Source organism: Variovorax palleresanus (assembly GCF_051144945.1).
GTDB classification, from domain to species: Bacteria; Pseudomonadota; Gammaproteobacteria; order Burkholderiales; family Burkholderiaceae_C; genus Variovorax; species Variovorax paradoxus_S.
The window spans coordinates 4,752,436-4,777,537 of record NZ_JBJNVP010000002.1; the positions used below are offsets into that span (position 1 = coordinate 4,752,436).

27 protein-coding genes are annotated in these 25,102 nt (G+C 68.9%); 13 read left to right on the forward strand and 14 right to left on the reverse strand.

Annotated features, from left to right (window positions below; translation table 11 throughout):
* Window positions 1-47: 47 nt before the first annotated feature.
* Genes ACJ7Z0_RS26095 through ACJ7Z0_RS26105 form a run of 3 tightly spaced genes read right to left on the reverse strand, consistent with a single transcriptional unit; the run spans window position 48 to window position 2,723 of the window.
* The gene (locus tag ACJ7Z0_RS26095) at window positions 48-647 is read right to left on the reverse strand and encodes an amino acid kinase family protein (RefSeq protein WP_434792156.1); all 600 of its coding nucleotides are present in this window, start codon (window positions 645-647) and stop codon (window positions 48-50) included.
* Entirely contained in the window at window positions 647-1,747 is a 1,101-nt protein-coding gene (locus ACJ7Z0_RS26100) for a hydantoinase/oxoprolinase family protein (RefSeq protein WP_434792157.1), read from the reverse strand. Before ACJ7Z0_RS26100 ends, ACJ7Z0_RS26095 begins: the two co-directional genes overlap by 1 nt.
* Window positions 1,734-2,723, reverse strand: a complete 990-nt coding sequence (locus ACJ7Z0_RS26105; protein ID WP_434792158.1) for an ATP-grasp domain-containing protein — start codon at window positions 2,721-2,723, stop codon at window positions 1,734-1,736. The genes ACJ7Z0_RS26100 and ACJ7Z0_RS26105 overlap by 14 nt, the downstream gene beginning before the upstream one ends.
* A gap of 29 nt (window positions 2,724-2,752) precedes the next feature.
* Between ACJ7Z0_RS26105 and ACJ7Z0_RS26110 the strand changes: the two genes are divergently transcribed.
* The 8 genes from ACJ7Z0_RS26110 (at window position 2,753) to ACJ7Z0_RS26145 (ending at window position 11,636) form a co-directional block, all read left to right on the forward strand.
* Entirely contained in the window at window positions 2,753-3,490 is a 738-nt protein-coding gene (locus ACJ7Z0_RS26110) for a HisA/HisF-related TIM barrel protein (RefSeq protein ID WP_434792159.1), read from the forward strand.
* Between the two features lie 231 nt (window positions 3,491-3,721).
* Entirely contained in the window at window positions 3,722-4,954 is a 1,233-nt protein-coding gene (locus ACJ7Z0_RS26115) for a molybdopterin-binding domain-containing protein (RefSeq protein ID WP_434792160.1), read from the forward strand.
* The gene (locus tag ACJ7Z0_RS26120; RefSeq protein WP_434792161.1) at window positions 4,951-6,636 is read left to right on the forward strand and encodes a formylmethanofuran dehydrogenase subunit A; all 1,686 of its coding nucleotides are present in this window, start codon (window positions 4,951-4,953) and stop codon (window positions 6,634-6,636) included. Before ACJ7Z0_RS26115 ends, ACJ7Z0_RS26120 begins: the two co-directional genes overlap by 4 nt.
* A 13-nt stretch (window positions 6,637-6,649) precedes the next feature.
* The gene (gene fhcD / locus ACJ7Z0_RS26125) at window positions 6,650-7,612 is read left to right on the forward strand and encodes a formylmethanofuran--tetrahydromethanopterin N-formyltransferase (RefSeq protein WP_434792162.1); all 963 of its coding nucleotides are present in this window, start codon (window positions 6,650-6,652) and stop codon (window positions 7,610-7,612) included.
* On the forward strand, window positions 7,609-8,436 hold the full coding sequence (locus ACJ7Z0_RS26130) for a formylmethanofuran dehydrogenase subunit C (protein ID WP_434792163.1): 828 nt from the start codon (window positions 7,609-7,611) through the stop codon (window positions 8,434-8,436). The genes fhcD and ACJ7Z0_RS26130 overlap by 4 nt, the downstream gene beginning before the upstream one ends.
* Before the next feature lie 32 nt (window positions 8,437-8,468).
* A complete protein-coding gene (gene fae, locus ACJ7Z0_RS26135; RefSeq protein ID WP_431122407.1) occupies window positions 8,469-9,002 on the forward strand; it encodes a formaldehyde-activating enzyme in 534 nt (177 codons plus the stop codon).
* A 2-nt stretch (window positions 9,003-9,004) separates the two neighbouring features.
* Entirely contained in the window at window positions 9,005-10,948 is a 1,944-nt protein-coding gene (locus ACJ7Z0_RS26140) for a chorismate-binding protein (protein ID WP_434792164.1), read from the forward strand.
* The gene (locus ACJ7Z0_RS26145) at window positions 10,923-11,636 is read left to right on the forward strand and encodes an HAD family hydrolase (protein ID WP_434792165.1); all 714 of its coding nucleotides are present in this window, start codon (window positions 10,923-10,925) and stop codon (window positions 11,634-11,636) included. Before ACJ7Z0_RS26140 ends, ACJ7Z0_RS26145 begins: the two co-directional genes overlap by 26 nt.
* A gap of 29 nt (window positions 11,637-11,665) precedes the next feature.
* On the opposite strand, the gene ACJ7Z0_RS26150 is transcribed toward ACJ7Z0_RS26145, so the two are convergent.
* Genes ACJ7Z0_RS26150 through ACJ7Z0_RS26160 form a run of 3 tightly spaced genes read right to left on the reverse strand, consistent with a single transcriptional unit; the run spans window position 11,666 to window position 14,681 of the window.
* On the reverse strand, window positions 11,666-12,316 hold the full coding sequence (locus tag ACJ7Z0_RS26150) for a response regulator (protein WP_434792166.1): 651 nt from the start codon (window positions 12,314-12,316) through the stop codon (window positions 11,666-11,668).
* Entirely contained in the window at window positions 12,313-13,692 is a 1,380-nt protein-coding gene (locus ACJ7Z0_RS26155; protein WP_434792167.1) for a histidine kinase, read from the reverse strand. The genes ACJ7Z0_RS26150 and ACJ7Z0_RS26155 overlap by 4 nt, the downstream gene beginning before the upstream one ends.
* Window positions 13,689-14,681, reverse strand: a complete 993-nt coding sequence (locus ACJ7Z0_RS26160) for an alpha/beta fold hydrolase (protein ID WP_434792168.1) — start codon at window positions 14,679-14,681, stop codon at window positions 13,689-13,691. The genes ACJ7Z0_RS26155 and ACJ7Z0_RS26160 overlap by 4 nt, the downstream gene beginning before the upstream one ends.
* A 172-nt stretch (window positions 14,682-14,853) precedes the next feature.
* On the opposite strand from ACJ7Z0_RS26160, the gene pqqA reads away from it, so the two are divergent.
* From pqqA to pqqE, 5 genes are all read left to right on the forward strand, one after another.
* Window positions 14,854-14,928, forward strand: a complete 75-nt coding sequence (gene pqqA / locus ACJ7Z0_RS26165) for a pyrroloquinoline quinone precursor peptide PqqA (protein ID WP_010100094.1) — start codon at window positions 14,854-14,856, stop codon at window positions 14,926-14,928.
* A gap of 80 nt (window positions 14,929-15,008) precedes the next feature.
* Entirely contained in the window at window positions 15,009-15,932 is a 924-nt protein-coding gene (gene pqqB, locus ACJ7Z0_RS26170; RefSeq protein ID WP_434792169.1) for a pyrroloquinoline quinone biosynthesis protein PqqB, read from the forward strand.
* Window positions 15,933-15,963: 31 nt separating this feature from the next.
* Window positions 15,964-16,728, forward strand: coding sequence for a pyrroloquinoline-quinone synthase PqqC (pqqC, locus tag ACJ7Z0_RS26175; RefSeq protein ID WP_434792170.1), 765 nt, complete (start codon window positions 15,964-15,966; stop codon window positions 16,726-16,728).
* The gene (pqqD, locus tag ACJ7Z0_RS26180) at window positions 16,725-17,018 is read left to right on the forward strand and encodes a pyrroloquinoline quinone biosynthesis peptide chaperone PqqD (RefSeq protein ID WP_431122387.1); all 294 of its coding nucleotides are present in this window, start codon (window positions 16,725-16,727) and stop codon (window positions 17,016-17,018) included. The genes pqqC and pqqD overlap by 4 nt, the downstream gene beginning before the upstream one ends.
* Entirely contained in the window at window positions 17,015-18,166 is a 1,152-nt protein-coding gene (gene pqqE, locus ACJ7Z0_RS26185; protein WP_434792171.1) for a pyrroloquinoline quinone biosynthesis protein PqqE, read from the forward strand. Before pqqD ends, pqqE begins: the two co-directional genes overlap by 4 nt.
* Here pqqE and ACJ7Z0_RS26190 read toward each other — a convergent pair.
* Genes ACJ7Z0_RS26190 through ACJ7Z0_RS26225 form a run of 8 tightly spaced genes read right to left on the reverse strand, consistent with a single transcriptional unit; the run spans window position 18,150 to window position 25,091 of the window.
* Window positions 18,150-19,142: an MxaL protein gene (locus ACJ7Z0_RS26190; RefSeq protein WP_434792172.1), complete on the reverse strand. Its 993-nt coding sequence runs from the start codon at window positions 19,140-19,142 to the stop codon at window positions 18,150-18,152. The genes pqqE and ACJ7Z0_RS26190 overlap by 17 nt on opposite strands.
* A complete protein-coding gene (locus ACJ7Z0_RS26195) occupies window positions 19,139-19,690 on the reverse strand; it encodes an MxaK protein (protein WP_431122380.1) in 552 nt (183 codons plus the stop codon). The genes ACJ7Z0_RS26190 and ACJ7Z0_RS26195 overlap by 4 nt, the downstream gene beginning before the upstream one ends.
* The gene (locus ACJ7Z0_RS26200; RefSeq protein WP_434792173.1) at window positions 19,687-20,688 is read right to left on the reverse strand and encodes a vWA domain-containing protein; all 1,002 of its coding nucleotides are present in this window, start codon (window positions 20,686-20,688) and stop codon (window positions 19,687-19,689) included. The genes ACJ7Z0_RS26195 and ACJ7Z0_RS26200 overlap by 4 nt, the downstream gene beginning before the upstream one ends.
* 14 nt (window positions 20,689-20,702) lie before the next feature.
* Window positions 20,703-21,581, reverse strand: a complete 879-nt coding sequence (locus tag ACJ7Z0_RS26205; protein ID WP_434792174.1) for a calcium incorporation protein MxaA — start codon at window positions 21,579-21,581, stop codon at window positions 20,703-20,705.
* Complete coding sequence (locus ACJ7Z0_RS26210; protein ID WP_434792175.1) at window positions 21,578-22,453, reverse strand: DUF58 domain-containing protein; 876 nt, start codon at window positions 22,451-22,453, stop codon at window positions 21,578-21,580. The genes ACJ7Z0_RS26205 and ACJ7Z0_RS26210 overlap by 4 nt, the downstream gene beginning before the upstream one ends.
* Before the next feature lie 15 nt (window positions 22,454-22,468).
* Complete coding sequence (locus ACJ7Z0_RS26215; protein ID WP_434792176.1) at window positions 22,469-23,488, reverse strand: AAA family ATPase; 1,020 nt, start codon at window positions 23,486-23,488, stop codon at window positions 22,469-22,471.
* Window positions 23,489-23,517: 29 nt separating this feature from the next.
* Window positions 23,518-24,063, reverse strand: coding sequence for an SRPBCC family protein (locus ACJ7Z0_RS26220; protein ID WP_434792177.1), 546 nt, complete (start codon window positions 24,061-24,063; stop codon window positions 23,518-23,520).
* 44 nt (window positions 24,064-24,107) lie between these two features.
* Window positions 24,108-25,091: a YVTN family beta-propeller repeat protein gene (locus tag ACJ7Z0_RS26225; protein ID WP_434792178.1), complete on the reverse strand. Its 984-nt coding sequence runs from the start codon at window positions 25,089-25,091 to the stop codon at window positions 24,108-24,110.
* Window positions 25,092-25,102 lie beyond the last annotated feature (11 nt).

The window sequence follows — 25,102 nt, forward strand, 5'->3', positions numbered from 1 at the left end:
TTCGGCGCCGGGCGATCTCGCCCGCGTGCTCGGTCGCTCGGCGTTCGTCAGCGTGGCGTGAAGGTGGCCTCGCCCAGCAGCAGCGCACGCATGGTCGACAGCTGGTTCTTGTGAAGCAGCGTGATCGGAAAGGCCGCGTCATCGGACTGCTTCGCAAACTGCTGGTCGAGCACCCCGGTATCGCCAAGCTCCGCCAGCGTCATCCGCGGATCGATGGCGCAGGACTTGACCAGCACCAGCTGCTCGGCGTTGAGATGTTTCGCGAGATCGAGCGCAATGGTGTCCGATGTGGCGTCCCAGCCGGTGCGCTCGTCGGGGTGGTCGCGGCGCAATTCGAGCGGCAGCCACAAGGCCGTCTTTCCCTGGCGCAGCAAGTCGGGGATGTCGGTCTTGCGCGTGGCCAGCTGCAGCCCCGGATTCAGCGCATGCAGCTGGTAGGCCGTCTGCGCCATGGCCAGCACGGCCATGTTGTGGGCGGCCAGGTCGTTGAACTGCCAGTGCGATTGCACGCGCCGCACTTCATCCGCAAAGGTGCCGCCGCCGCAGACCACGGTGACGCGCCCGCCGCCGATCTGCGTCAGGAGGTCGAGCCACAGCGGCAGCACCGGGTCCGAACAAAGGCTGCCGCCGATCTTGACGACCCACATCAGTCGTGCTCCCTTTCGAACAGCGCCGCCACCGCGACGCTCGGTGCGCACACCTGTGCCCAGGTGGTGGTGCCCGCGGCCGCATGGCGGGCCACGCTCGCGACGTCGCCGCCATAGGCGGCAAAACGGCGCGGCACGGAGCCGGGGGTTTCGCCCGCGGCCGCGGCGGCCAGGTCGGGCACCAGGAAGGCACCGCAGCCCGCGCTCACGATCACGGCCTCGCGCGAGAGCGCATGCGCGGCCAGCACGCGGCGCAGCTGTGCGGCAATGGCTTCGACCTGTGCGGCGCGCCAGGCCTGCGCAAGATCCAGCCATTCGCCCGCGGAGGCATCGCGCTCGTCCAGCCCCACCATGCGCGCGAGGCGCTGGCGCGTGGCGGGCAGGCCCTTGTCCGCGTTGTCGGCGCTCGGGTACAGGTCGTGCGCCGGATCGAGCTCACCGCACAGCCGGTAGACGTCGGCCGTGGTGGCGAAAAACTCGTTCATCACGTGTCGTGCCTGGCCGCGCCATTCGATGCGCTGCGTCAGCGCGCACACCGGGGTCCGCACCACGCCGTGGTAGGCGAGCTCGCCGCTCACCAGGCGTTCGGCGTCGGTGCGGCTGGTGGTCAGCACGCCCTCGTTGCCGAAGGCGATCAGGTCGGTGGTCGTGCTGCCGATGTCGACCAGCACGCCTTCTGAAAACACCAGCGCGGCATGCCGTGCGGTGGCGAGCCAGTTGGCCGAGGCAATGTGCTCCCAGTGCCGCGCCACGTCCGCGGCGGTGGCGCACCAGCCGGCATCGCCGGCAAAGAAGTGCAGGGCGCCTGGCGGCACGGGGAGCGATGCCGACAGCGCGGTGGCAATGCCGCGCACGCCGGCTTCGCGGTCAGTGAAGAGGTCGACCATTTCGCCCGTCATGGTCGCCGCATGCTGGGCTGCGCCGAGATCGGGCCAGCGCGCCTGTGCAGCCTGGAGCGCTCGCGTCAGATGGTCGAGCCCCTGCCAGAGCGGACAGCCCCATTGGGCCACGTCGACCACCTCGCCGCCTTGCAGCAGGCAGGCCTTGACGTGCGCGCCGCCGATGTCCCACCCGATGGTGATGCGTTCAGGCGACTGCACGCGCAAGTTCCCGTTCTTGGGCGCCGCCGCCGTGCAGGCGGTCTGCCAGCAGCTCCGCGGCCAGGTTGCGGCCCAGCGCCGCCGAGAGCCCGACATAGGCGCAGGTGACACGCGGATTGACCTCGATCACCACCGGCCCGCGCTCTGGGTGCCAGACCAGGTCGATGCCCGCGAAGCCTCGCAGGCCGGGGATGGCGCGCGCCACCTGCCGGGCCAGTGCCGCCAGGGGAGCCCGGCGCGGATCGCTGCGGCCCACCGCATCGACGCTCACGCCATCGAAAGACAGCCTTCCGTGCGTGTCGATCGAGATGCGTTGGCGGTTGATGCTCAGCATTTCGGCATTCTGCGCCGTGCACAGCAGTGAGAGGCTGAGGGCTTCGCCTTCGATCCAGGGCTCGAGCGTCAAGGTGGCGCCGGCCTCGGTGCGCCGTGCCATGTCGCCCAGTGCATCCGCATGGCGGGTGTGCACGTGGGTGGCCACGCCGCCCGCGCCATCGTCGGGCTTGACCACCCAGCGCGTGATATCGGGCGCATCGGCAAAAGCCAGGGTCGTCTGCACGCCGTGGGCGGCCAGGTGCGCGAGCGTGGCCTTCTTGCCTGCCGTGAGTTCGATGGCTTCGACGCTGCAGCCGAGCCAGCGCGCGTTGCCCACCGTGCGCTGGAAGCGCGCCAGCAGGCCGTCCGTTTCGGGCGCCACCAGCCACACCAGGTCATGCAGCGCGCTTTGCCGCGCCACGAAGTCGAGGGCCGATTCGTTGGCACGTGGCCGCAGCGGCGCCGTGCCGGCGGGCAGGGTGTTCCCCGGTTCGCAGACTGCCGCCGAGACCGAACAATCGGCAGCGCGCCGCAGGTCCGCCACCATGGCATCGCGCATCGACAGGCCCAGCGGCAACAGCTCGTGGGCGGCCGCATCGTCGCCGTAGTCGCTCCAGCCGCCGCCGCTGAGATACTCGTAAACAAAAACGCGTGTCGTCATTTCATCATCCACTTTCCGGGCTCTTCCCCATGACTTCCGAACTGAACCTGATCCCCGTCGTCGACCTGCTGCAGGGCCAGGTGGTGAGGGCCGTGCGCGGCGACCGCAAGGCGTACCGGCCGATCGTGTCGGCGCTGTGCGCCAGCAGCGACCCGGTGACGGTGGCGCGCATCCTGTGCGACCACTGCGCAGCGCGGCAGCTGTACGTGGCCGACCTCGATGCCCTGCAAGGCGGGCCGGTGCAGATCGCGGTGCTGGCCGATCTGCTGCAGGCGCTGCCCGAGGTCGAGCTGTGGCTCGATGCGGGCCTGGCCGACGCTGATGACGGCCAAGCGTTGCGCGGCCAGCTGGCGCCATTCGCCTCGCGCATCGTGCTGGTGTTCGGCAGCGAATCGCTGCGTTCGCGCGAGGCGCTGGAGCGCTGTTTTGCGATGGACGAAGACGGCGCGGTTGAAGGCCCGCTGGGCGCCGCGCTGTCGCTGGACCGGCGCGACGGCCAGCGCCTGGACCACGCCGGCTGCTGGGAGGCGGTCGACCTGTGGCCGGAGCGCCTGATCGTCATGACGCTCGAGCGCGTGGGCTCCGGCGCAGGGCCCGACCTGGAAACCCTGCAGGAGGTAAGACGCCTGGCTCCGGGCGCCACCGTGATCGGTGCCGGCGGGATCCGCAGCGAGGACGACCTGGCGCGTGCCAGCGCGGCCGGCGCCAATGCCTGGCTGGTGGCCAGCGCGCTGCACGACCTGCAACTGCCGCGCGTGCGCCGCTGATCTACCGGGGGTGGCGCAACGGGGGGGGTTGAGGCATGCCATCAACCCGCTGCACTCACGAACCGTGCCATCCCCGATGGCGCTCGCAGGCGCCGCCGGAAGCCGCTGCCGTCACGCATTGACCGCCAAAAGCGCAACACTATGTCTCACAAACTGTGTGTCATAGGGCGCTACCCCTAGGCGCGCGGGCCTTGCGGCTGAATGGCACATCGCTTGCGTGGTTGCCTGCCCATGAATGATTTCGACACTGTCACGCAGCCCCGCAATGCCCCGTGGACCTGTCCGTTCTGTCCCTTGTTGTGCGACACCTTCGGCGTCGACATCGGGCCGCCCGGCGCGCCGCTGAAACTCACGGGCAGCGATTGCCCGCGTGCGCGCAATGGCCTGGCCAATTTCGATGCCAACGCCAGCGCGGGCCAGCCCCGGGTCGATGGCCGCGACTGCGATCTCAACACCGCGTTGGCCGCCGCCGCCTCGCTGCTGGCCGCCAGCCGCCAGCCCCTGTTCGGCGGCCTCGGCACCGACGTTGCCGGCGCACGAGCCCTCTATGCGCTGGCTTGCGAAACAGGTGCCATCTGCGACCCCGCGCAGGGAAAGGCGCTGATGCATGGCCTGCGCGCATTGCAGGATCGCGGCGGCTTCAGCACCACGCTGGCGGAGGTGCGCACGCGGGCCGACCTGATCGTCTGCATGACCGAGGAGCCCACGGCGCATTACCCTGAATTTTTCCACCGCTGCGGAGCGGGGGAACGCGAAGACCTGGCCATCGAGACATTGCCCTTGCACGGCGACCTGTTCGACACCGTGTCCCTGCTGGCCGCGCTCGTGGCGGGCCGTGTCCGGGCGGACGACGATCGCGTGCCCGCCGATCTGGCGGCGTTGTCGGCGCGTTTGAAGGCGGCCCGCTATGCGGTGCTGGTGTACGAATCGGCCCGCCTGCCTGCCCAGGGTGCGCTGATCATCGAGGCCATCCAGCGCATCGTCGGAACGCTCAACCGCACAACGCGCGCGGCCTCGCTGCCGCTGGGCGGCGGCGACGGCGCGTCCACCGTGAACCAGGTGTTCGCCTGGCTGTCGGGCCTGCCGCTGCGCTCGCGCGCCGGGCCGCGAGGCCTCGAGCACGAGCCGCTGTGCTTCGACGCAGAACGCCTGTTGGCAGATCGCGCGGCCGACACGCTGCTGTGGGTGTCGAGCTACGGCCCCGAGCCCGCGCCGCCAGCCACCGACGTGCCGCTCATCGTGCTCGGCCATCCGGCCATGCGCTTGCCGCAAGGTGGGGCCGAAGGCGTATTCATTCCCGTGTCGACGCCGGGCATCGGTTCCGGCGGCCATCTGTTCCGCACCGATGGCTCGGTGATGATGCCGCTGCGGCCGCTGTACGACGACGGACTGCCCAGCGTTGGCGACGTGGTCCGGCGCCTGGTGCATGCGGTCAAGGCACAGAAGAAAGGGCGCGTGCAATGACGGCCACGCTTCGCCTGCGCGGCGGCCGCGTGATCGACCCTGCGAACGGTCGTGACAAGGTGCGCGACCTGTATGTGCGCGACGGCCGCATGATCGAGCTGGCGCCGCACGAGGCCGCCACCGAGGAGATCGACATCGGCGGCTGCATCGTGATGGCGGGCGGCATCGACATGCACACCCACATCGGCGGCGGCAAGGTCAACCTCGCGCGCATGCTGTTGCCCGAAGACCACCGCGCCAACGCAAACCCCGTGGCGCTGCCCGACAACGTGCTGGAGCTGGCGTCCTGCGGCACCTGCACGCCCGGCACGCTGGCCACCGGCTACCGCTACGTCGAGATGGGCTACACCGCGGCCTTCGAGCCGGCCATGATGGCGTGCAACGCGCGCCACACGCACATGGAGATGGGCGACACGCCCATCCTCGACCATGGCGCCTACGTGATGCTCGGCAACGACGAGCTGTTTCTGCGCATGCTGGCCGAGCGCTGGGATTTCGAGCGCATTCGCGACTACGCGGGTTGGACCATCAACGCCAGCAAGGCGATGGGCGTGAAGGTGGTGAACCCCGGCGGGATCTCGGCCTTCAAGTTCAACCAGCGCAAGCTCGACGTCGACGAGAACCACGTGCACTGGCAGGTCACGCCGCGGCAGGTGGTGCACACGCTGGCCCGTGCGCTGCGGGAGCTCGGCGTGCCGCATCCGCTGCACATCCACGGCAGCAACCTGGGCGTGGCCGGCAACATCCAGTCCACGCTCGACACCATCGCCGCGCTGGACGGCCTGCCCGGGCACCTCACGCACATCCAGTTCCATGCCTACGGCACCGAGGGGCCGAAGAAGTTTTCTTCGGCCGCGCTGCAGCTGGCCGAAGTGGTGAACGCGAACAAGAACGTCAGCATCGACGTGGGCCAGATCATGTTCGGCCAGACCGTCACGGCATCGGGCGACACGATGCGCCAGCACGCGCAGTCGGGCCTGGCCGATCCGCGCAAGTGGATCGGCGCCGACATCGAATGCGAAGCCGGCTGCGGCGTGGTGCCGTTCCGCTACCGCGAGCAGAGCTATGTGAATGCGCTGCAGTGGGTCATCGGGCTGGAGATCTTCTTGCTGGTCGACGATCCGTGGCGCGTGGTGCTGACCACCGACCATCCCAATGGCGGCCCGTTCACGAGCTACCCGCATCTGATCCGCCTTTTGATGGACCGCAGCTTTCGGGAGGAACAACTGGCCAGGCTGCATCCCGAGGTGGCGGCGCAGGCCGCGCTGCGCTCCATCACGCGCGAGCTTTCGCTGTACGAGATTGCCATCATGACCCGCGCCGGCCCTGCGCGCCTGCTGGGCCTGCCCGACCGCGGCCACCTGGGCACGGGCGCCGCGGCCGACATTGCGGTGTACCGCGAGAACGCCGACCGCGAGGCCATGTTCGCGACCCCCGAATACGTGTTCAAGGATGGTGTGCTGGTGTCGCGCGCGGGGCGGGTCACTGCGGCGCCGGTGGGCGGCACGCACTTCCTCGCGCCGGACTACGACCGCGGCATCGAGCAGCGCCTGCGCCGGCATCTTGCGGCGCAGGGCTCGGTCAACTTCGACCACATTGCCATCGGCCACGACGAGCTGTGCCAGTGCTGCAACGGCGGGCGCCTGCTGCCGGCGGCATGTTTCCAGGCGGTGTCGTCATGAAGGCGGGTGCGGCATGACGGCGCCATCATCCGTGCTGCGCAACGGCGTCGTCATCGACGAGACCTTTGCCGAAGCCTTTCCGATGAAGGCCACGCGCATCGTCATCACGGCCCACACGCTCGAGTGGGCGCGCCACGCCGCGGTGTCGGCCACCGGCTTCGCAACCTCGGTGATCGCCTGCGGCTGCGAGGCCGGCATCGAACGCGAGCTCGGCCTGCATGAAACGCCCGATGGCCGGCCGGGCGTGAGCGTGCTGATGTTCTCCATGTCGGGCAAGGAGCTGGGCAAGCAGCTCGAGCGCCGCGTCGGCCAGTGCGTGCTGACCTGTCCGACCACGGCCGTGTTCGCGGGCCTGCCGAAGGGCGCCGGCAGCGACGTGGCAGCGCTCGGCAAGAACCTGCGCTTCTTCGGCGACGGCTGGCAGATTTCGAAGGTGATCGACGGCGTGCGCTACTGGCGCGTGCCGGTGATGGACGGCGAGTTCGTCGCCGAGGAAGACACGCCAGTGGTCAAGGCCGTGGGCGGCGGCAACCTGCTGCTGCTGGCGCGCGACACCGATGGTGCGCTGGCCGCCGCCGAGGCCGCGGTGGCGGCGATGAAGCGGCTGCCCAATGTGGTCATGCCGTTTCCCGGCGGCGTGGTGCGCTCGGGCTCCAAGGTCGGCAGCCGCTATGCGAACCTGAGCGCCTCGACCAACGATGCGTTCTGCCCCAGCCTCGTCGGCCTGGTGCCTCACAGCGAATTGGCGCAGGGCGGTGCGTCGGCACAGGAGATCGGCTGCGTGATGGAGATCGTGATCGACGGCCTGACCGAGGCGGACGTGGCCGCGGCCATGCGGGTCGGCATGGAGGCGGCCATCGGCATCGGCCCCGCCGGCGGGCTGCTGCGCATCTCGGCCGGCAACTATGGCGGCAAGCTGGGCCCGTTCCACTTCCACTTGCACAAGCTGCTCGGCGATGCGGGAGATGCCTTATGAGCGGATGGCATTTCAGGCTGCGGCAGGCCCCGGCATTGCGTGTCGACTTGCGCGGCGTCACGCCGGCGGCGCTTGCAGAACTCTCGGCCGCCCAGATCGAACGGCTGCCGGTGGGCCATGGCAGCGAGATGCTGGCGCTGGCCGAACTGTTCGACGTTGCGCCGGGCGAGGAGGGCGTGCTTCGCTTCGAGGGCGGCCTCGACCGCTTCGACCGCATCGGCTGGCAGATGGATGGCGGCAGCATCCGTATCGAGGGCCACGCAGGCCACTACGCGGGTGGCTGCATGCGCGGTGGCGAGCTGCGCATCGACGGCCATGCGGGCCTCTTGGCCGCCTGCGAGATGGCCGGCGGCAGCATCGACGTGAAGGGCGACGTGGGCGATTTCGCCGCGAGCACCTTGCCCGGCAGCATGGACGGCATGCGCGGCGGCACCTTGGTCGTGCATGGCAATGCGGGCGAGCGCTTCGGCGATCGCATGCGCCGCGGCACCGCCCTTGTCCATGGCGGCGCGGGCGCTTTCCTGGGCTCGCGCATGGTGGCGGGTACGATCGGCGTGGGTGGCAGCGCCGGCGCGCATGCGGGCTTTGGCATGCGCCGCGGCAGCATCGTCTTCGCGGAGGCCGGCGCGGCCTTGCCAGAAAGCATTGGAACGGCGCTGACCTTTGTGCCCAACCGGGCCGCGACGCCGGTGTTCTGGGCGCTGCTGGCGCGAGACCTCGCGCGCCACGGCGGATTGTTCAGCGACTTGCCAGTACGCCGCATCGAGCGCCATTTGGGCGATCTTTCGGCGGATGGCAAGGGCGAGCTGATCGTGTGTCTATGACTTCCTTCCCAAGCTTTTAACCTCGAGCGTTTATGACGAATCCTTATCTTTTTCATGCCGGCGAAGCCACCGTGCTTGCCAGGGAAGGCCAGTTCACCGACGCCATGCCGGAGATCCTGATCGGCGCGACCGACGGCCCCGTGGGCCAGGCCTTTGCCAACATGATGGCGCAGAGCAAGGGCCATACTGCGATGTTCGCGATTCGCGCCTGCAACCAGCTCGTGCGGCCGGCGACCATCATGGTGCCCAAGGTCACGCTGAAGGACGCGGCCAACATCGACCTGTTCGGTGGCGTGGTGCAGAGCGCCACGGCCGACGCGGTGGTCGATTGCCTGATCGAAGGCATCATTCCCAAAGAACATGCCAATACGCTGTGCATCATCAGCCTGGTGTGGATCGATCCGCGCTGCGCCAAGGACCAGGACCTCGACAAGAAAGACATGTACCGTACCAACTACGAAGCCACCAAGCTCGCGATCCGCCGCGCGCTCCACAACGAGCCCTCCGTGGACGAGCTGATTGCCAACCGCCATCGCATCAAGCACGATATGGACGATTGGAGTTGACCGTGCCTTCCTTCGCGCTCCTCGACGATTGCGGCTCGACGCCCGAGCAGCCCACCAGCCGGCTGCACACCGGCTTCGTGCGCGAGCACCGGTGCACCGACGCAGCCGGCCTTGACGGCGTGTGGGCGCGGGTCGATGCCGATCTTCGGCAGGGCCTGCACGCGGTGCTGCTGGCCGACTACGAATGGGGCGCCAAGCTGCTGCACGCGGGGCAGGCGCGGCTTGCGGCCGACGATGCGTCGGCACTGCGCGTGCTGATGTTCCGCGATTGCGAAAGGCTCTCGGCCGATGAGGTCGCGGGCTGGCTCGAAAAGTTCGAGCAGTACGGGGCCGGCGAGGTGCTCGACGGCGGCCACCCGCAGCCCGCCGGTGCGATGGACCTGCAGCCCAGCATCGACGAAGCCGCCTTCACCGATGCCATTGCGCGCATTCACGACGCCATCGCGGCGGGCGAGACCTACCAGGTCAACTTCACCTACCGGTTGCAGGGCCGGAGCCATGGTTCGCCGGTGGCGCTGTACCGGCGCCTGCGCGAGCGGCAGCCCGTGGCCTATGGCGCGCTGATCGCGCTGCCGGAAAGCGACGAAGACGACATCACCCACGTGCTCACCCACGTGCTCTCGTGCTCGCCCGAGCTCTTCCTGCGCCATGACGGCGGCGTGCTCACCGCGCGGCCCATGAAGGGCACCGCGGCGCGCGTCGATGCGCCCGAGGGCGACAGCGAGATGGCGCGCCTGCTGTCGGTCGACACCAAGAACCGGGCCGAGAACGTGATGATCGTCGACCTGCTGCGCAACGACATCGGCCGCGTGGCGTGCACCGGCTCGGTCAAGGTGCCCACGCTCTTTGCCATCGAGCCGTACGCCACGGTGTTCCAGATGACCTCGACCGTGCAGGCGGCGCTGCGTCCGGGTGTGGGCATGCCCGAGCTGCTGCGCGCGGTGTTCCCCTGCGGCTCGATCACCGGTGCGCCCAAGCATCGCACCATGGAATGGATCGCCCAGCTGGAGAGCACGCCGCGCGGCCTTTACTGCGGCGCCATCGGCTGGATCGATGCGCCTGCAGCGGGCGCGTCGATCGGCGACTTCTGTCTCTCGGTGGCCATTCGCACGCTCACGCTGGGCGCGGAATCGGAAGGCGCGAGGCCGCTGCGCCTGGGCATCGGCGCCGGCATCGTGCAAGACAGCGTTGCGGCCGACGAGTTCGAAGAGTGCCTGCTCAAGGCGCGCTTCCTGACGGCCCTCGACCCCGGTTTCGAGCTGTTCGAAACCATGCTGGCCACGCCGTGCGACGGCATCCGCTATCTGGACCGGCACCTGGCGCGGTTGGCGCGCAGTGCGCGCGTGCTGGGCTTCGAATTCAATCGCGATGCTGCGATGGAGGCGCTGCGCAATGCGCTGCCCGCGTTGGCCCCCGGCCAGCCGTCGCGCCTGCGCCTGGCGCTTGCGCACGACGGGCGAATCGGCATCACGCATTCGGCGCTGCCGCCGTTGCCGCCCGGTGCGTTGAAGCTGCTCATTGCGAGCCAGCGCTTGCCCAATGCCAACCCGCTGGCCGCGCACAAGACCACGGTGCGCCAGCACTACGATGCCGGCGTGCGAACCGCCGAGCGCGCCGGTGCCTTCGACAGCCTGTTCTTCACGGAGGACGGCCGGCTCGTCGAAGGCGGGCGCAGCACGGTGTTCGCGCGCGTCGACGGGCGCTGGTGCACGCCTCCGGTGTCCGACGGCGCACTGCCCGGCGTGATGCGCGGCGTGCTGATCGAAGACTCGATATGGGAGGCCATGGAGCGCAGCCTGTCGCTGGAAGACCTGCAGTCGGCGCAGAAGCTGGTGGTGTGCAATGCGCTGCGCGGCGTGCTGCCGGCGCAGCTGCAACTTCCTCAGGTGCCATCGCGGCTGCGGCCGCCGTTGCAGCCGCATGCCCATGCGGCTTCGGCCGCCTGAGGCGGGTGCGCGCTTCGACGCCGGTTCCGCGATGAAGCTCGCGCTGTTCGACCTCGACCACACGCTGATCCCGTTCGACAGCGGCATGGCCTGGACACGCTTCCTGGTGGCGCGCGGCGTGCTGGCGGCGGATGCCGAGACGGTCTACCTGGGCTATTGCCAGCAGTACGTGGACGGCACGCTGGACATCCGCGAACTGCATCGCGCCAGCGTCACGCCGTTGGCAAGCTTTGGCATGGCCCAGCTCCGGCAGTGGTCGGCGGAGTTCGAGGCCGAGATGGCGCCGCGCGTGCCCGAGCCGATGCGTGCGCTGGTGAAAAAGCACCAGGATGCGGGCCACCTCTGCGCCATCGTGACCGCCACCACCCGCTTCATCGCCGAGCCCTTCGGCCGCGTGTTCGGCGTGGCCGACGTGCTGGCAACGCGCTCGCTGGTGACGGGCGACACGCTCGACGGCGGCATCGATGGCGACCCATGCTTCGGCGTGCACAAGCTGATGCACGTGAGCCAATGGCTGGCGCTCCACGGCACGCGCCTCGATGCGCTCGAACGCTCGTGGTTCTATTCCGATTCGACCAGCGATCTGCCGTTGCTGGAGGCGGTGTCCGACCCGGTGGCGGTGGCCCCGGACGGGCGCCTGCGCGCCCACGCGCTGAAGGTCGGCTGGCCGATTCTCGAGCGCAGCTGAGCCGCAAGGCCAGTGCGTCGACGCGCTCGCTAAACCTGGATCAACCCCCAGCGCAGCGCCACCCAGGTCAGCTCGGCCTGGTTGGCGGCGCCCAGCTTCTGCTTCACGCGGTACAGGTGCGAGCCCACCGTGCTGAGCGAGAGGTTCAGCGTGCTCGCGATCTGCGCCACCGTCATGCCGCGTGCGAGCTGGATGAAGACCGAGAACTCGCGCTCGCTGAGCAGGTCGGCCGGGTTGGCCTCGCCTTCGATCTGCGCCGTGGCCAGGGCCTGCGCGGTGGTCGCGTCGATGTAGCGCTCGCCTCGCGCCACGGCCTTCACGGCGGCAATCAGCGCCTCGGGCGCGCTGCGCTTGGCCAGGTAGCCCAGGGCGCCCGCGCGCAGCACGCGGCGCGGATGGATCGTGTCTTCGTGCGCGGACAAGGCCAGCACGCGCGCCTTGGGGTCGTGGGCCAGCAGGCGCCGCAGCGCCTCCAGGCCGCCCATGCCGGGCATCGAGAGGTCCATCACCACCAGGTCGGGCCGCACCTGCGGATAGTCCTGGCAGGCCTGCTCGCCGGTGTCGGCTTCGGCCGCCACCTCGATCTGCGCATCGGCCAGCAGCATGCGAAAGCCCATGCGCACCAGCGCATGGTCGTCGACCAGCATCACTCGAATCGTCTGATCCGCTTGGTTGTTCATGAGTTCTCCGTGGCGGCCGCCGGCAAGGGCAGGCGCACCTTCAATCGGGCACCGCTGGGCACGGCGGGTTCAAGGCGCAATTCGCCGCCCAGGCTGTCGATGCGTTCGGCGAGCCAACGCAGGCCATAGTGTCCTACGCTGGTTTCCCTTGCGGCTTCAGGGCCGGGAAGGCCGCGGCCGTCGTCGGTGAGCGTGAGATTCACAGCGTGTTCGTCGCCCGCGAGCGCCAGCACGATCCGGTGCGCTTCGCCGTGGCGCAGCGCATTGGTGATGCCTTCCTGCGCGGCGCGGTACAGGACCAGCGCCGTGTCGGTATCGAGCCGCAGGCGGTCGAGCTCGATGTCCAGGCGCCACTCGATCTCCACCCCGCCATGGCTGTTGCGCGTGCGCTCGACCAGGTCTTCGAGCGCGGCCACCAGGCCGAACTTGTCGAGCACCAGCGGCGTCAGGCGCGGGATCATGCCGTGCATGGCGGTGTAAAGGCGCGCCGATTCCTCGGCGATGAGCCGCGCCGCCTGCTCCGCCTGCGGATCGAGCGCCTGCACGCGCTGCGCGATCGACAAGGCCATGCTGCGCATTGCGGTGACCGATTGGCCCAGCTCGTCGTGCAGTTCGCGTGCGATGAGGCGGCGTTCCTGCTCGATCTTCTGGTCGACCCAGCGGCCCAGCTCGCGGCTTTCGGACAAGCGGCTTTCGGCCCGCACCGCGCGCCGCTCGGTTTCGATGTGCTGCTGCAGCATGCCCACCATGCGGTTGAATGCGGCGCCGATGGCCGCGGCCTCGGTGCCGGGCAGGGCGCGCAGCGCGACGTCGAAGCGCCCGCTCTCGAGCTGGTTCAGCGCATCGACGATGTCGGCGAACGGGCGCGTCGCGCGGCCCACGAGCCAGAACACGCCCGCGTTGACGACCGCCAGGAGGCCGAGCGCGCTCAGCATCAGCAATGCGAAGTCGTCCCAGGCATCGAGTACGGCGCGCGAGGCGTTGGAATTCACCATCAGCTTGCCGCCCGGAAAGGCGATGGACAGCTTCGAGGGCGGCGGCGAGACCAGGCCGGCGAACCAGTCGGGCGCGTCGCGGCCGGCCTTGTAGACCGAGGTCGGCGAGCTGTACAAGACCTTGTCGTCGTTGTCGAGCAGCGTGATGTCGTTGGAGCGCACACGCCCCACGCCCTGCAGGAACGACAGCATCGCCGGCGTGCCCTGGGCCGCATAGAGCCATGCGGTGCGGTTGAGCAACTGCGCGGCCACGCGGTTGGCCGCCACGACTTCTTCGTGCACCGATTCGCGCATGGCGCGCAGCTGCAGCGCGAGCATTGCAGTCACGAACAGCAGGGTCAGCAGGCTGACGATGAGGTTGATCTTCAGGCGCAGCGTCATGACGCGGGTCCGTCGCCGAAGCGGCCGTGCCGCGCGTAGCCGTCGAGCGCGGCAACCATCGCGGAGGCCATGGCTGGATGCGAGGGGTCGTGCCCCGCGCCATCGATCCATCGCAGCTGGCTGTGCGCGATGCGATCGTGCACAGCCTGTGCGCCTTCGGGGCGGCAGATGCGGTCGTCGCGCGAATGCAGCAGCAGGGTGGGAACCTGCGGCAGCGCGCCGAGGCGGTCGAGCAGCGGCGGCGCATCGAGCCAGCATCGGTGCTGCAGGTAGTGGCTCTGCACGCGGTAGCGGTCGACCAGTGCGTCGAGCGTGGCGCGGTCGGGTTCGATGGGCGTGGGCTCTTCGTTTCGTGTGGCCGTGCCGCGCGCCAGTGTCTGTTCCCAGCGCCACCAGGCCAAGGCGAGGCGCCGCGGCAGATCGCCGGACGATGCGTTCAGCAGCCCGAGAGCCAGAAAGCTCAGCATGTCGTGGCGCTGATCGGCCGGCGCCACAGAAGCGAAGCGCGCCCATGCGGCCGGCTCGCGGCCAGCCGTGTCCTGGAAAAAATCCTCGATGTCTTCAGCCCGGGGCAGGAACACCGCGCGCAGCAGCAGGGCCGCCACCGCTTGCGGCTCGAACGCCGCATGCGCGAGCGCCAGCGTGGCACCCCACGAGCCGCCGGCCACGAGCCAGCGCGGCACTTCGAGCTGTTCGCGCACGTGCCGCAGATCGCCCAGAAGATCGGCCGTGCTGTTGTGCGCCGTCGCGCCGCGCGGGCGGCTCCGGCCGGCGCCGCGCTGGTCGATGGTGATCACGCGGTACCGCGCGGGGTCGAAGAAGCGGCGCAGCAGCGGCGAACTGCCCGATCCGGGTCCGCCATGCAGCACTACGGCGCAGATACCCGCCGGATCACCACTTTCTTCTACGTGCAGGACGTGGCCGTGCGAGACCGCCAATGCATGGGTTCGCCAGGGCGGAGATTCGGGGTACAGGCCGGTAGGAAGCACGGGGGCCATGGTACGCGGTGACCCCACGGCCGCTATTCATGAAAATCATGAAGTCCCATTCATGATTTCACGGCTAGGTCTTCGTGGTCCATGGGTTCAATATGCGTGCTGGAGCGTACGAAGTTCCCGCAGCCGCCACATGGCGCTGTGCAACCTCTGCAGGAGACACTACATGAAATGGGAAACCCCGACGGCAACTGATCTTCGCTTCGGTTTCGAGATCACGATGTACGTCAGCGCACGCTGAATTGCGCGCCTCGTCACAATCCGCCCCGGCACGCCCGGGGCGGATTGTTTCGAACCTCTTCTTTCTTCTTCCTTTTCTCGATGCGCATCACCGTACTGGGCTCGGCCGCCGGCGGCGGCTTTCCGCAATGGAACTGCAATTGCCTCAATTGCGCCGGTGTGCGCGCGGGCACGGTGCGTGCCAGGCCGCGCACCCAGTCCTCGATCTTCGTGCGGCCCGACGACAGCACCGACGGCGTGCTGTTCAATGCGTCACCCGACATCCTGGAGCAGATCCGCAGCAGCCCGGTGCTGCAGCCGGCCCGCAAGATGCGCGACACCGCGATTGCCGGCGTGGTGCTGATCGACGGACAGATCGACCATGCCACCGGTCTCTTCATGCTGCGCGAGCGCGGCACGCCGCTGCCGCTGTGGTGCACCGACCCGGTCGCCGAAGACCTGAGTCAGGGTAATCCCGTGCTGCGCGTGCTCTCGCACTATTGCGGCGTGGCTCGCCACCCGATTGCGCTCGACGGCAGCGCCTTCGAGGTGCCCGGCGTGCCCGACCTGAGCTTTCGCGCGATGGCGCTGACCGGCAAGGCCGCGCCGTATTCGCCGCACCGCGAGCATCAGGTAGCGGGCGACAACATCGGCGTGACGCTCCTGGACCGCAAAAGCGGCAAGAGCCTGTTCTACGCGCCGGGCCTGGGCGCCATCACGCCGCCCGTGTTCGACGCCATGGCCAGCGCCGATGCGGTCATGGTCGACGGCACCTTCTGGACCGACGACGAGATGGTGCGCCTGGGCGTCGGCACCAAGCGTGCGCGCGAGATCGGCCACCTGCCGCAGTCGGGCGAGGGCGGAATGATCGAGTGGTTGTCCCGCTTGCCGCCGACCACCCAGCGCCGCATGCTGATCCACATCAACAACACCAACCCCATCCTCGACGAAGATTCCGAAGAGCATGCGGCGCTCAGGCGTGCAGGCATCGAACCGTGCGAAGACGGAATGACCATTCAACTCTGATTCAAAGCGCCTCAGCGCGATACGCGACACCATGTACGCCGACAGAATCCAGGACCCGTTTCGCGCCGCCGCGGGCAGCGACAAATCCGCGCCGGCATGGAGCCGCGAAGAATTCGAAGCCAAGCTGCGCGAGCGCGGCCGCAGCTATCACATCCACCATCCGTTCAACGTCATGCTCAACAGCGGCCGGGCCACACCCGAGCAGATCCGCGGCTGGGTGGCGAATCGCTTCTACTACCAGATCGCGATTCCGATCAAGGATGGCGCGGTGATCTCGAACTGCCCCGATCCCGCTGTGCGGCGCGGCTGGGTGCAGCGCATCCTCGACCACGACGGCTTCGAGCTTGGCGGCATCAAGGACGAAGGCGGCATCGAAGCCTGGCTGCGCCTGGCCGAGGCCGTTGGCCTCTCGCGCGAAGAAGTGCTCGACCTGCGCCACGTGGTGCCGGCCATGCGCTTCGCGGTTGATGCCTACGTGAACTTTGCGCGCCGTGCGCCGTGGCAGGAGGCGGTGTGCTCGTCGCTCACCGAACTCTTCGCGCCCGAGATCCACAAGCAGCGCCTGGCCACCTGGCCCGAGCACTACGGCTGGATCGAGCCGGGCGGCCTGACCTACTTTCGCAATCGGGTGAGCCAGGCGCGGCGCGACGTGGAGCAGGGCCTGGCCATCACGCTCGACCACTTCGACACCCGGGCGCTGCAGGAGCGCGCGCTGGAGGTGCTGCAGTTCAAGCTCGACATCCTCTGGGCCATGAACGACGCGATGGCCACGCGCTACGGCGTGAGCGGCACATGAGCGGACACAAAGCCATGCTCACCGCCGAAAGCAAGCCCCGCGTCGGCCCCGGTTTTCGCCTGCAATGGGAGCCGGCGCAAGAGTGTCATGTGCTGCTCTACCCCGAGGGCATGGTGCGGCTCAACGGCAGCGCGGGCGAGATCATGAAGCGCTGCGACGGCGAGCGCAGCGTTGCGCAGATCGTGGCCGACCTGGAGCAGGCCTTCGACACCACCGGGCTCGAACCCGAGGTGCGCGGCTTCGTCGAAATGGCGGCGCAGCAGAACTGGCTGCGCTGGGACGCCGCATGACCACCGCGACCCCGCGCCCCGGACCGCCGCTCTGGCTCTTGGCCGAGCTGACCTACCGTTGCCCGCTGCACTGCGTGTTCTGCTTCAACCCGGTCGACTTTGCGACGCAAGAGAACGAGCTTGGCACCGAAGACTGGCTGCGCGTGCTGCGCGAGGGTCGCGAGCTCGGCGCGGTGCAATGCGGCCTCTCGGGCGGCGAGCCGCTCTTGCGCGACGATCTCGAAGTCATCATCGCCGAGGCTGCACGCCTGGGCTACTACACCAACCTGCTGACCTCCGGCGTCGGCCTCACGGCGCAGCGCGCCGCGGCGCTCAAGGCCGCGGGCCTGGACCACGTGCAGCTGTCGTTCCAGGACTCCACGCGCGAGATGAACGACTTTCTCTCGCACACCAAGACCTTCGAGCTGAAGAACCGGGTGGCGAAGATCATCAAGGACCAGGGCTGGCCGATGGTGCTCAACGTGGTGATCCACCGCATGAACATCGACCACATCGACCGCATCATCGAGATGGCGCACGAGATGGGCGCCGAGTACCTCGAGCTGGCCAACACGCAGTACTACTCGTGGGCCTTCGTCAACCGCGACCAGCTGCTGCCCACGCACGAGCAGCTTCGCCACGCCGAGGAGGTGACCGACGCCTGGCGCAAGCGGCTAGGCGAGCGCATGCGCATCTTCTTCGTGGCGCCCGACTATCACGAGGGCAAGGCCAAGAAGTGCGTCAACGGCTGGGGCAGCATGTTCCTTACCGTGGCACCCGATGGCACCGCGCTGCCTTGCCACACCGCCAAGATGCTGCCGGGCCTCGAGTTTCCGAACGTGAAGGCACACAGCCTGCGCGAGATCTGGTTCGACTCGGAAGGCTTCAACCGCTACCGCGGCACCGGCTGGATGAAGGAGCCCTGCGCGAGCTGCGACCAGCGCGAGCAGGACCTGGGCGGCTGCCGCTGCCAGGCCTACCTGCTGGCACAGGATGCCGCCGCCGCCGACCCGGTGTGCGCGAAGAGCCCGGACCATCACCGCGTGGTGGAGGCGGTGGAGCGTGCGGCCGCGCGGGACCCGGCGGCGCCTACCGAACATCCGCTGGTGTTCCGCGATCCGGCCAATTCGCGGCGGCTCTCCGCGGCGCTCGTCACGCCGGACGCGTGAGGCCGCGCGGCGGCACGCGGTCAATCGTCTTCTTGTCCCGCTTCACTGGGCGCCGCTCGCGCAGCCAGCCCCGATCCGGCGCGAATCGCCACACCAGCAGCAGCAGCGCCAGCAGCGCGGGAATCCACCGCAGGTCCGCATCCGCCGGCATGTGCCGCGCGTAGCGGCGGTCGAGCATGGCCATCATCAGCGCATCCGGCTTGTTCAGGCGCCGGTAGTTCACGCCAACCAGCTCGGCCAGCGAGCGCAGGTGGTCTTGCCGGAGCTCCGAAAGATGCTCGTGGTTCAGCGTGCCGCCGATCGCCGAGCCTTGCACCACCTCGTCGGCCCGCCAGTAGCCGGCGGGTTCGCCGTTGCTGCCGGTCTTGGGGATCGGCACCGGCACGTCGCCACCCACGCCGATCAGCCAACCCTTCACGTCGCCGGGCTTGATGTCGGTCATCGGCGGTGTCTCGTTGATGCGCAGCGGCGGCGATTCCTGCCCATCGCTGATGAAGACGAAGTGGGTGTCCGGCCCGATGCTGCGGGCCCCGCGCACCGCCCAGGTCACGCCCTTGCTGACGTTGCTGGCGTTGACCCAGCGCATGCGGCCGTCGATGCGTTCCAGCGAGGCCAGCAGCTCTTCATAGTGGCTGCAGACTTCGACCGGCGTGAGGATCACCACCGAGCGGTAGTCCGCAAACACGCTCCACCCCACCTTGGAGCCGCAGGGCAGCGCGCCCAGCACGCCGCGCATGGCCGCGCGCGCGAACGTGAGCCGGCTGACGGCCGCATGATCGAGCTCGACGTCTTCGACGTTCATGCTTTGCGTGATGTCGAAGCTCACCTGCCAGTTGAACACCGGGCGCTGCAGCTGCACGCGCGGCGGCCAGACGGCGAGCGCCAGCAGGAGCAGGGCGAGCACGAGCGGGCCGTTGCCGCTGCTGCCGCCGAAGCGCCGCAAGGCGGAAAACCATTGCCGAAATGAGAGTCTCACGGCAGATCCCCGGCAACGAAGCCCGGAACGCGGACCCGGCGCTGCTCGTGCGCAGGCTGCTGCTCGGCGGAGAAGGCCTCGTGGTCTTCGGGCGCGAGCCGCAGCGCGCGCTCCAGGTTGTAGCGCGCGTCCCAGTCCTGCGGCGCGGCGCGCAGCAGGTCGCGCAGCCGCTGCTTGCCCAGTTCGAACAGGGGCAGCGCGCCGGCCTCTTGCGCCATGCCTTGGCGCAGGTACATGTTGCCCAGGTTGAACAACGCCTGCTGCGCGACGGGGTCGCGTTCACCGCCCTGGATCAGGGGCGCAAAGCCCTTGAGCGCGGCATCGTGCGCGCCGGCCTTGGACAGCGCCAGCGCCTGGGCCAATTGCAGCTGGCGCGGCGCCGAGACGGGCGCGGGCGCCGCGTCCTTGCCGACCGGCGCGGCAGCGATGCGGGCGATCTCGGCGTTCAGGCCCATTGCCTGGCGCAGGCGCAGCCCGCGCTCCAGCGCCACGCCGGCGCAGCACAGGCTCACAACGCCAAAGACCAGGTGAACCGTACGTCGTTTCATGTGTTTTTCCGCCAGCTCTGCAGCTGTACCGCGCGGCAGGCGAGCAGGCCCGCGCAGCACAGCATCGCCGCCAGATAGAACGCGGCGCCATGGTCCTGCCGCGGTACCCGCTCATGAATGGTCAGCGGAAAATTCTGCTGCCGGTCGATCTCGGCCATGGCTGCCGCCATCGCATTGGAATCGTCCACCTGATAGAGCCGGTAGGGTGTGCGGAGCGTCTTGAAGAACTGGTGCAGCGCCAGTTCTTCGCCGAGGCCGTAGGCCGACACCGTCTCGGTGTTGAGGTTGGGCGAGTTCGGGCCGCTGCGCACGTAGATCCAGTACAGGCCGATCTTCTCGCGCGCAAGGCCGGCATGGACGCGCTGGCGCGTGGCTTCGTCGAGCTGGGCGCCGCCATCCGAGACGATCAGGATCACGCGGCTTCCCGAATAGCTGCGGCCCTCGAATTCCTCGATGGCGGCCAGCAGCGCAGTACCCATGCGGGTCTCGGGCAGGCCGCGGCCGATGGCGGTGGCGGCGAGCGCGGCCTGCACGGTGTCGGCCTTCTGCGTGAAAGGCACGGCCACGATCGGCACCGTGCTGAAGGTCATGAAGGCAAAACGGTTGTCGGGCCGCTTGGCGACGAATTCGCCCAGCAGGTCGCGCACGACCTTGGCCTTGGGTTCCTGCGACATCCGGCCCGCGGTCTGCAGGCCGTTGGTGTGCACGGTCGCGTCCATGCTGCTGCTGCGGTCCATGAGGATGAGCACCTCCGCGCCGCGGCCGGGGCGCTCGACCACGGCGCCCGATTGCCCCGGTCCCGCGAGCCCGAGCACCGTGAAAGCCATGGCGCCCGCCGCAAAGGTGCGCCACATGAAACCCACCAGGCGGCCGACCCGATCGGCCGGCAGCCAGGCCAGGTAGGAGAAGCCCAGCGTGTCGCTGCGCCTGCGCAGCAGCGGCAGCAGCGCGAGTGGCAGCAGCATGAGCATCCAGGGCTGGGCGAGGTCGAAGCGCATGGTTCCGGCGGCTGTCAATGCCTGTGGTGCTTTTCCGCATTGCGCAAGTCACGGCACAGCGGCCTGAGCGGGTAGGCGGCTTGCGGCCGGGCCGGCGCGGCAACGCTCTCGGCAAAGAAGAAGCGCCGCGTCGACTCGCGATAGAAATCCTCTAGGCGCGGTTGCAGCGGGCGCAGGTAGGGTGCGTCGGCCAGCAGCTGCGGCAGGCTCGCGCCATGCACCACGCGGCCGGCGCTCCTGTTCAACGCCCGATGCACCACGCGCCACGCCTCGGGGCTCGCCGGGTCGTCGATGCGGTTCAGTTCGCGCCAGGCATTCGCGAATGGAAGCTGCTGCACTTCGCGCCGGTTGCGCCACGCCCACCAGCCGAGCCACGCAGCGAGCACCGCCAGCAGCGCAAGAAGCGAGAACTTCAGTTGCTGCTCGACGGCAAAGGTGGGAAGCGCCGCGACGGGGCGGTCCGGCCGCAGCGGCTGCAGGTCGCCTTCGCCCAGCAGTTCGAGCGGTGTCAGCGGGCCGATGCTGATCGGCCATGCAGGCAGCGCCAGCGCCGGGCCCGATGCGGTCGCGATGCTGAGCGCCGGCAACGAGATGGCGGTCAGCGCGCGCGGGGCGTTGACGACCTGGTAGTCGATGGCCAGCCAGCGCCGCCCCTCGGCATCGGTCTCGATGCGCGACGGCCTGCGTTCCAGCCAGAGATCGATCCGCGCCGCGCTGGGCAATGCGCCTGGCTGCAGCGGCTGGCCGGCCTGCTCGAGCAGCACGCGCTGCGTGAGCACGTCGCCGATCACGTGGCCGAAGGCGCGCGGCTGCTCGACGGTGGCCGCGGTTGCTGCGCCCGCCGCGCCGGCCGTCATGACCAGCGCCAGCACGGCGGCGTGGAGCCGGTTCATGCCGTCGTCTCCATGAAGTAGCGCGTGAGCGCCTCGGCATCGAAACGGCCATGCAGATGAAAGGGCGGCATGCCATGCGCTTCGAACAAGGCGGTGAGCTCGGCGCGCCGCGTGGCGACCGCGTCGCGCCACCGCGTGCGCAGCGAATCGCGCATCCACAAGCTGCGCCGCACGCCGGTTTCGGCATCGCTCAGGGCGACCAGCGCGCGCGCATCCGGCGGTTCGGTTTCGGCCGGGTCCCAGACGACCAGCGGAACGACGCAGGCCGGCGCGAACTGCTCGAGCAGTTCTCCAAGTGCGGCAATCGGCCAGTGAAAGTCGGAAGCCAGAAACACCAGACCGCCGCGGCCGACCAGGCGTTCGGTGGCGCGGCGCAAACCTGCCAGCGCGCTGTCGTCCATGAGGGGAGCGCCGGGTGTGGCGCGGCAGTCGCGCAGCATCCGCGCCATCAGGCTGCCGTTGCCGCGGCTGTGACGCGCGGGCACGAACAAATCTTCGCGCTCGCGGTGGTCGAAGGCCAGCAGGCCGACGGTGTCGCCGGCACGAAACGCGCTGTAGCCCAGCGCCTCGACCAGGTCGGCCACCACGTCGAGCTTGCGCCGCTCGGCGCCGAAATGCATCGACGCCGACACGTCCACCACCACGTGTACGGGAATGGCCACGCGCAGCCGGTGGATGCGCACTAGCCAGTCGCCGCGGCCGTCGCGCACGCTGGCACGCAGGTCGATGCGCCGCGGGTCGGGATGATCGAACAGGCGCCGGTGCGCAGCAAATTCCTGCCCGCTGCCCTGGCTCAGTCCGCGCTGCGCGCCCGGCCGCCAGCCGCCGAAGCGGCGCGGCAGCTGGTAGTGGAATTCGTCGAAGCGCTCCATGGCCGGCTCGGTATGTCAGGGGGCTGCGATCTTGTCCATGATCTGCCCGACCAGTGCCTCGGATAACTCCGCCCGGCGCAACTCGTACACCGGCGTGAAGAACACGCGATGTCCGAGCACCGAGGGCAGCACCGCCGCAAGATCGGCCGGCTCCAGGTGCGAGCGCCCCTCGAGCCAGGCGACCGTGCGTGCCGCGCGCAGCAGCGCGCTCATGCCGCGCGGGCTGGCGCCGGCAAGGATCAGGCGGTCCATGTCGACGTTGTCGAGCCGGATGCCGAACTTCTGCGGTGCCTCGGTGGCTTCCCACACGTCGAGCACATAGCGTTCGATGGTCTCGCTGGCGCGCACGCTGCGCTGCACTTCGGCGCCGATGGCGTTGAGCCGGTCCCAGAGCAGGATGGCCGGGGCCACCTTGTCGATCAGGCTTTCGGTGTCGTGGTAGGCGGTGTCGAACACCAGCGACTGGCGAATGCCGCGGTCGCTGGGCTTGGGCATGTTCAGCTCGAACATGAAGCGGTCACGCGCCGCCGAGGCCAGCTCGAAGGTCTCCTCGCGCTCGACCTTGTTGCGGTCGGCAAACACCGTCATGTGTGGAAAGCTGTACTCGCGGTCGAAGGCCGAGACCGTGCGCTCGGCCATGGCGCGCAGCAGCAGCGACTGCACCTGCGGCCGGGCCCGGTTGATCTCGTTGAAGAAGAAGGTGACCAGGCGCTCGCCGTGGCGGAGCAAGGGCCCCGGGTCGATGCGCGGCCGGCCTTGCGCGTCGACGTAGGTGTGATAGACCAGATCGCCCGGCATCAGGTCGACCGTGCCCTCCACGCGCTCGAAGTCGCCGCCGATGGCGCGCGAGAAGGCGCGCAGCACCGTCGTCTTGCCGACCCCCACGTCGCCTTCGAGCAGCACGTGGCCGCGCGCGAACAGCGCCACGTTGATGAGGCGGATCGTCTCGGCCTGCCCGATGATCGCCTTCGCGACTTCGGTTTCGACGCGCAGCGCAAGGCGCCGCCAGTCTTCGAGTTGTTCTTCGTTGCCCATGGTGTGCCTCTGTCGTGCGATGCCGCGGGCTATTTCGATTCCATCATCTTCTTCAGATTGCCAAGGCCGCTGCGGTAGACGTCAGTGACGGCCTTGAGCGCGGCTTCGTCGTTCTGGTCAGGCGGGGGGTTGTTGTTCGGAAAGGCGCGATAGAAGGCGCCGCGCCACTCGACGACGGACTTGCCGCCGTCCGCCACCACCGAGAGGGTGGAGGTGTAGTTGGTGACCGGCAATGCGCCGCCATCCTTGGCGCGGTAGCTGTACTTCTTTTGCGCATCGTCGAAGCTCTCGATCGTCTCGACCAGCGTGCCGCCGCCCTTGAGCTTGAGGGTCCGCACCGAGCCTTCGGCGTTGCCCTTGTCGGACGGGCTTTCTGCCACCGCCGGGTGCCAGTCTTTCAGCGCATTGAAATTCTTGATCTTGGCCCACACGGCGTCGGCCGGCGCCTCGATGGTGACCTTCTCGCTCACCTTCTGGCGCGTGGGACCGTGGGCCAGGCCGGGAGCCGACGCGGCCAGGAGAACGGATGCGAGAAGGGCGGAGAGGGCCCGTCGGCTGGAAGGATGTGTCGGCATGGAAACGTCCGTGATGAAGAATGAGAAAGGTCGGTCGAAAAAATTCAGTGGTCCATCGGCGCGCCGATGAAGGCGCCGAACCCGCGGCTGTTCTGTCCCGTGGCAATGGTCTTGAGCTTCTGTCCGCTGGCGGAATCGAGCACCTGCACGTTGTCGTCCATCCAGTTCACGACGTACACGCGGTCGGCGTGCGCGGCAATGCCTTCGGGGTACGCGAAGCCGGGGAGGGTGCGCAGCACCTTCAGCGAGGCGGCGTCGATCACGCTGACCGTGTCTTCGTGCTGGTTGGTCACGTAGAGCAGCGCGCCGCCTTGGGCAAGCGCCGCGCCGTAGGGCGCCTTGCCGACCTTCACGGTGCCAATGACGGAGGGCCGGCGGGTGTCGCGCATGTCGACCACCGAGACGTCGTTGCTCTGCACGTTGAGCGCATAGAGGCGCGAGCGCGGGGCGTCGTAGAGCAGCGCGAACGGATGGCTGCCGACGCGCACGCGCGCCAGCACGCGCCGCGCACGAGCGTCGACCACGGCCACGCTGTCGTCGTCGCGCTCGGCCACGAACACCGTGGTGCCGTCAGGGTGCGCGGCCACGCCGGCGGGTGCGCGGCCGACCGCGGTCGAAGCCAGGGGCTTTGCGGCATTGGCAGCCTGCGCATCGAACGCCAGCAGCCGGTTGCGGTACCAATCCGCCACGTACAAGCGCTTTCCGTCGCCCGAGATGTCGATGCCGACCGGACCGTCGCCCGCCGGCAGCGTGTTCACGACCTTCTGCCGGCGCATGTCGATGACCGATATGGTCTTGCTGTCGGGGTTGGACACGAACACTCGGCCCGCGCGGCTTGACGCCACCACGCCCGCTGGCGAGCGCCCGACGGGCACGGTGGCCACCACGTGCTGCGTTGCAAGGTCGATCACCGACACGTCGTGGCTGCCCTGGTTGGTGATGTAGGCGAAGGGCGCAGCCCCGGCCGACGCGCAGCAGAACAAGACCGCGGCAACCCCGGTGCGCACAGGTGTTGCGGAGCCCGTCATGGCGATGTGCC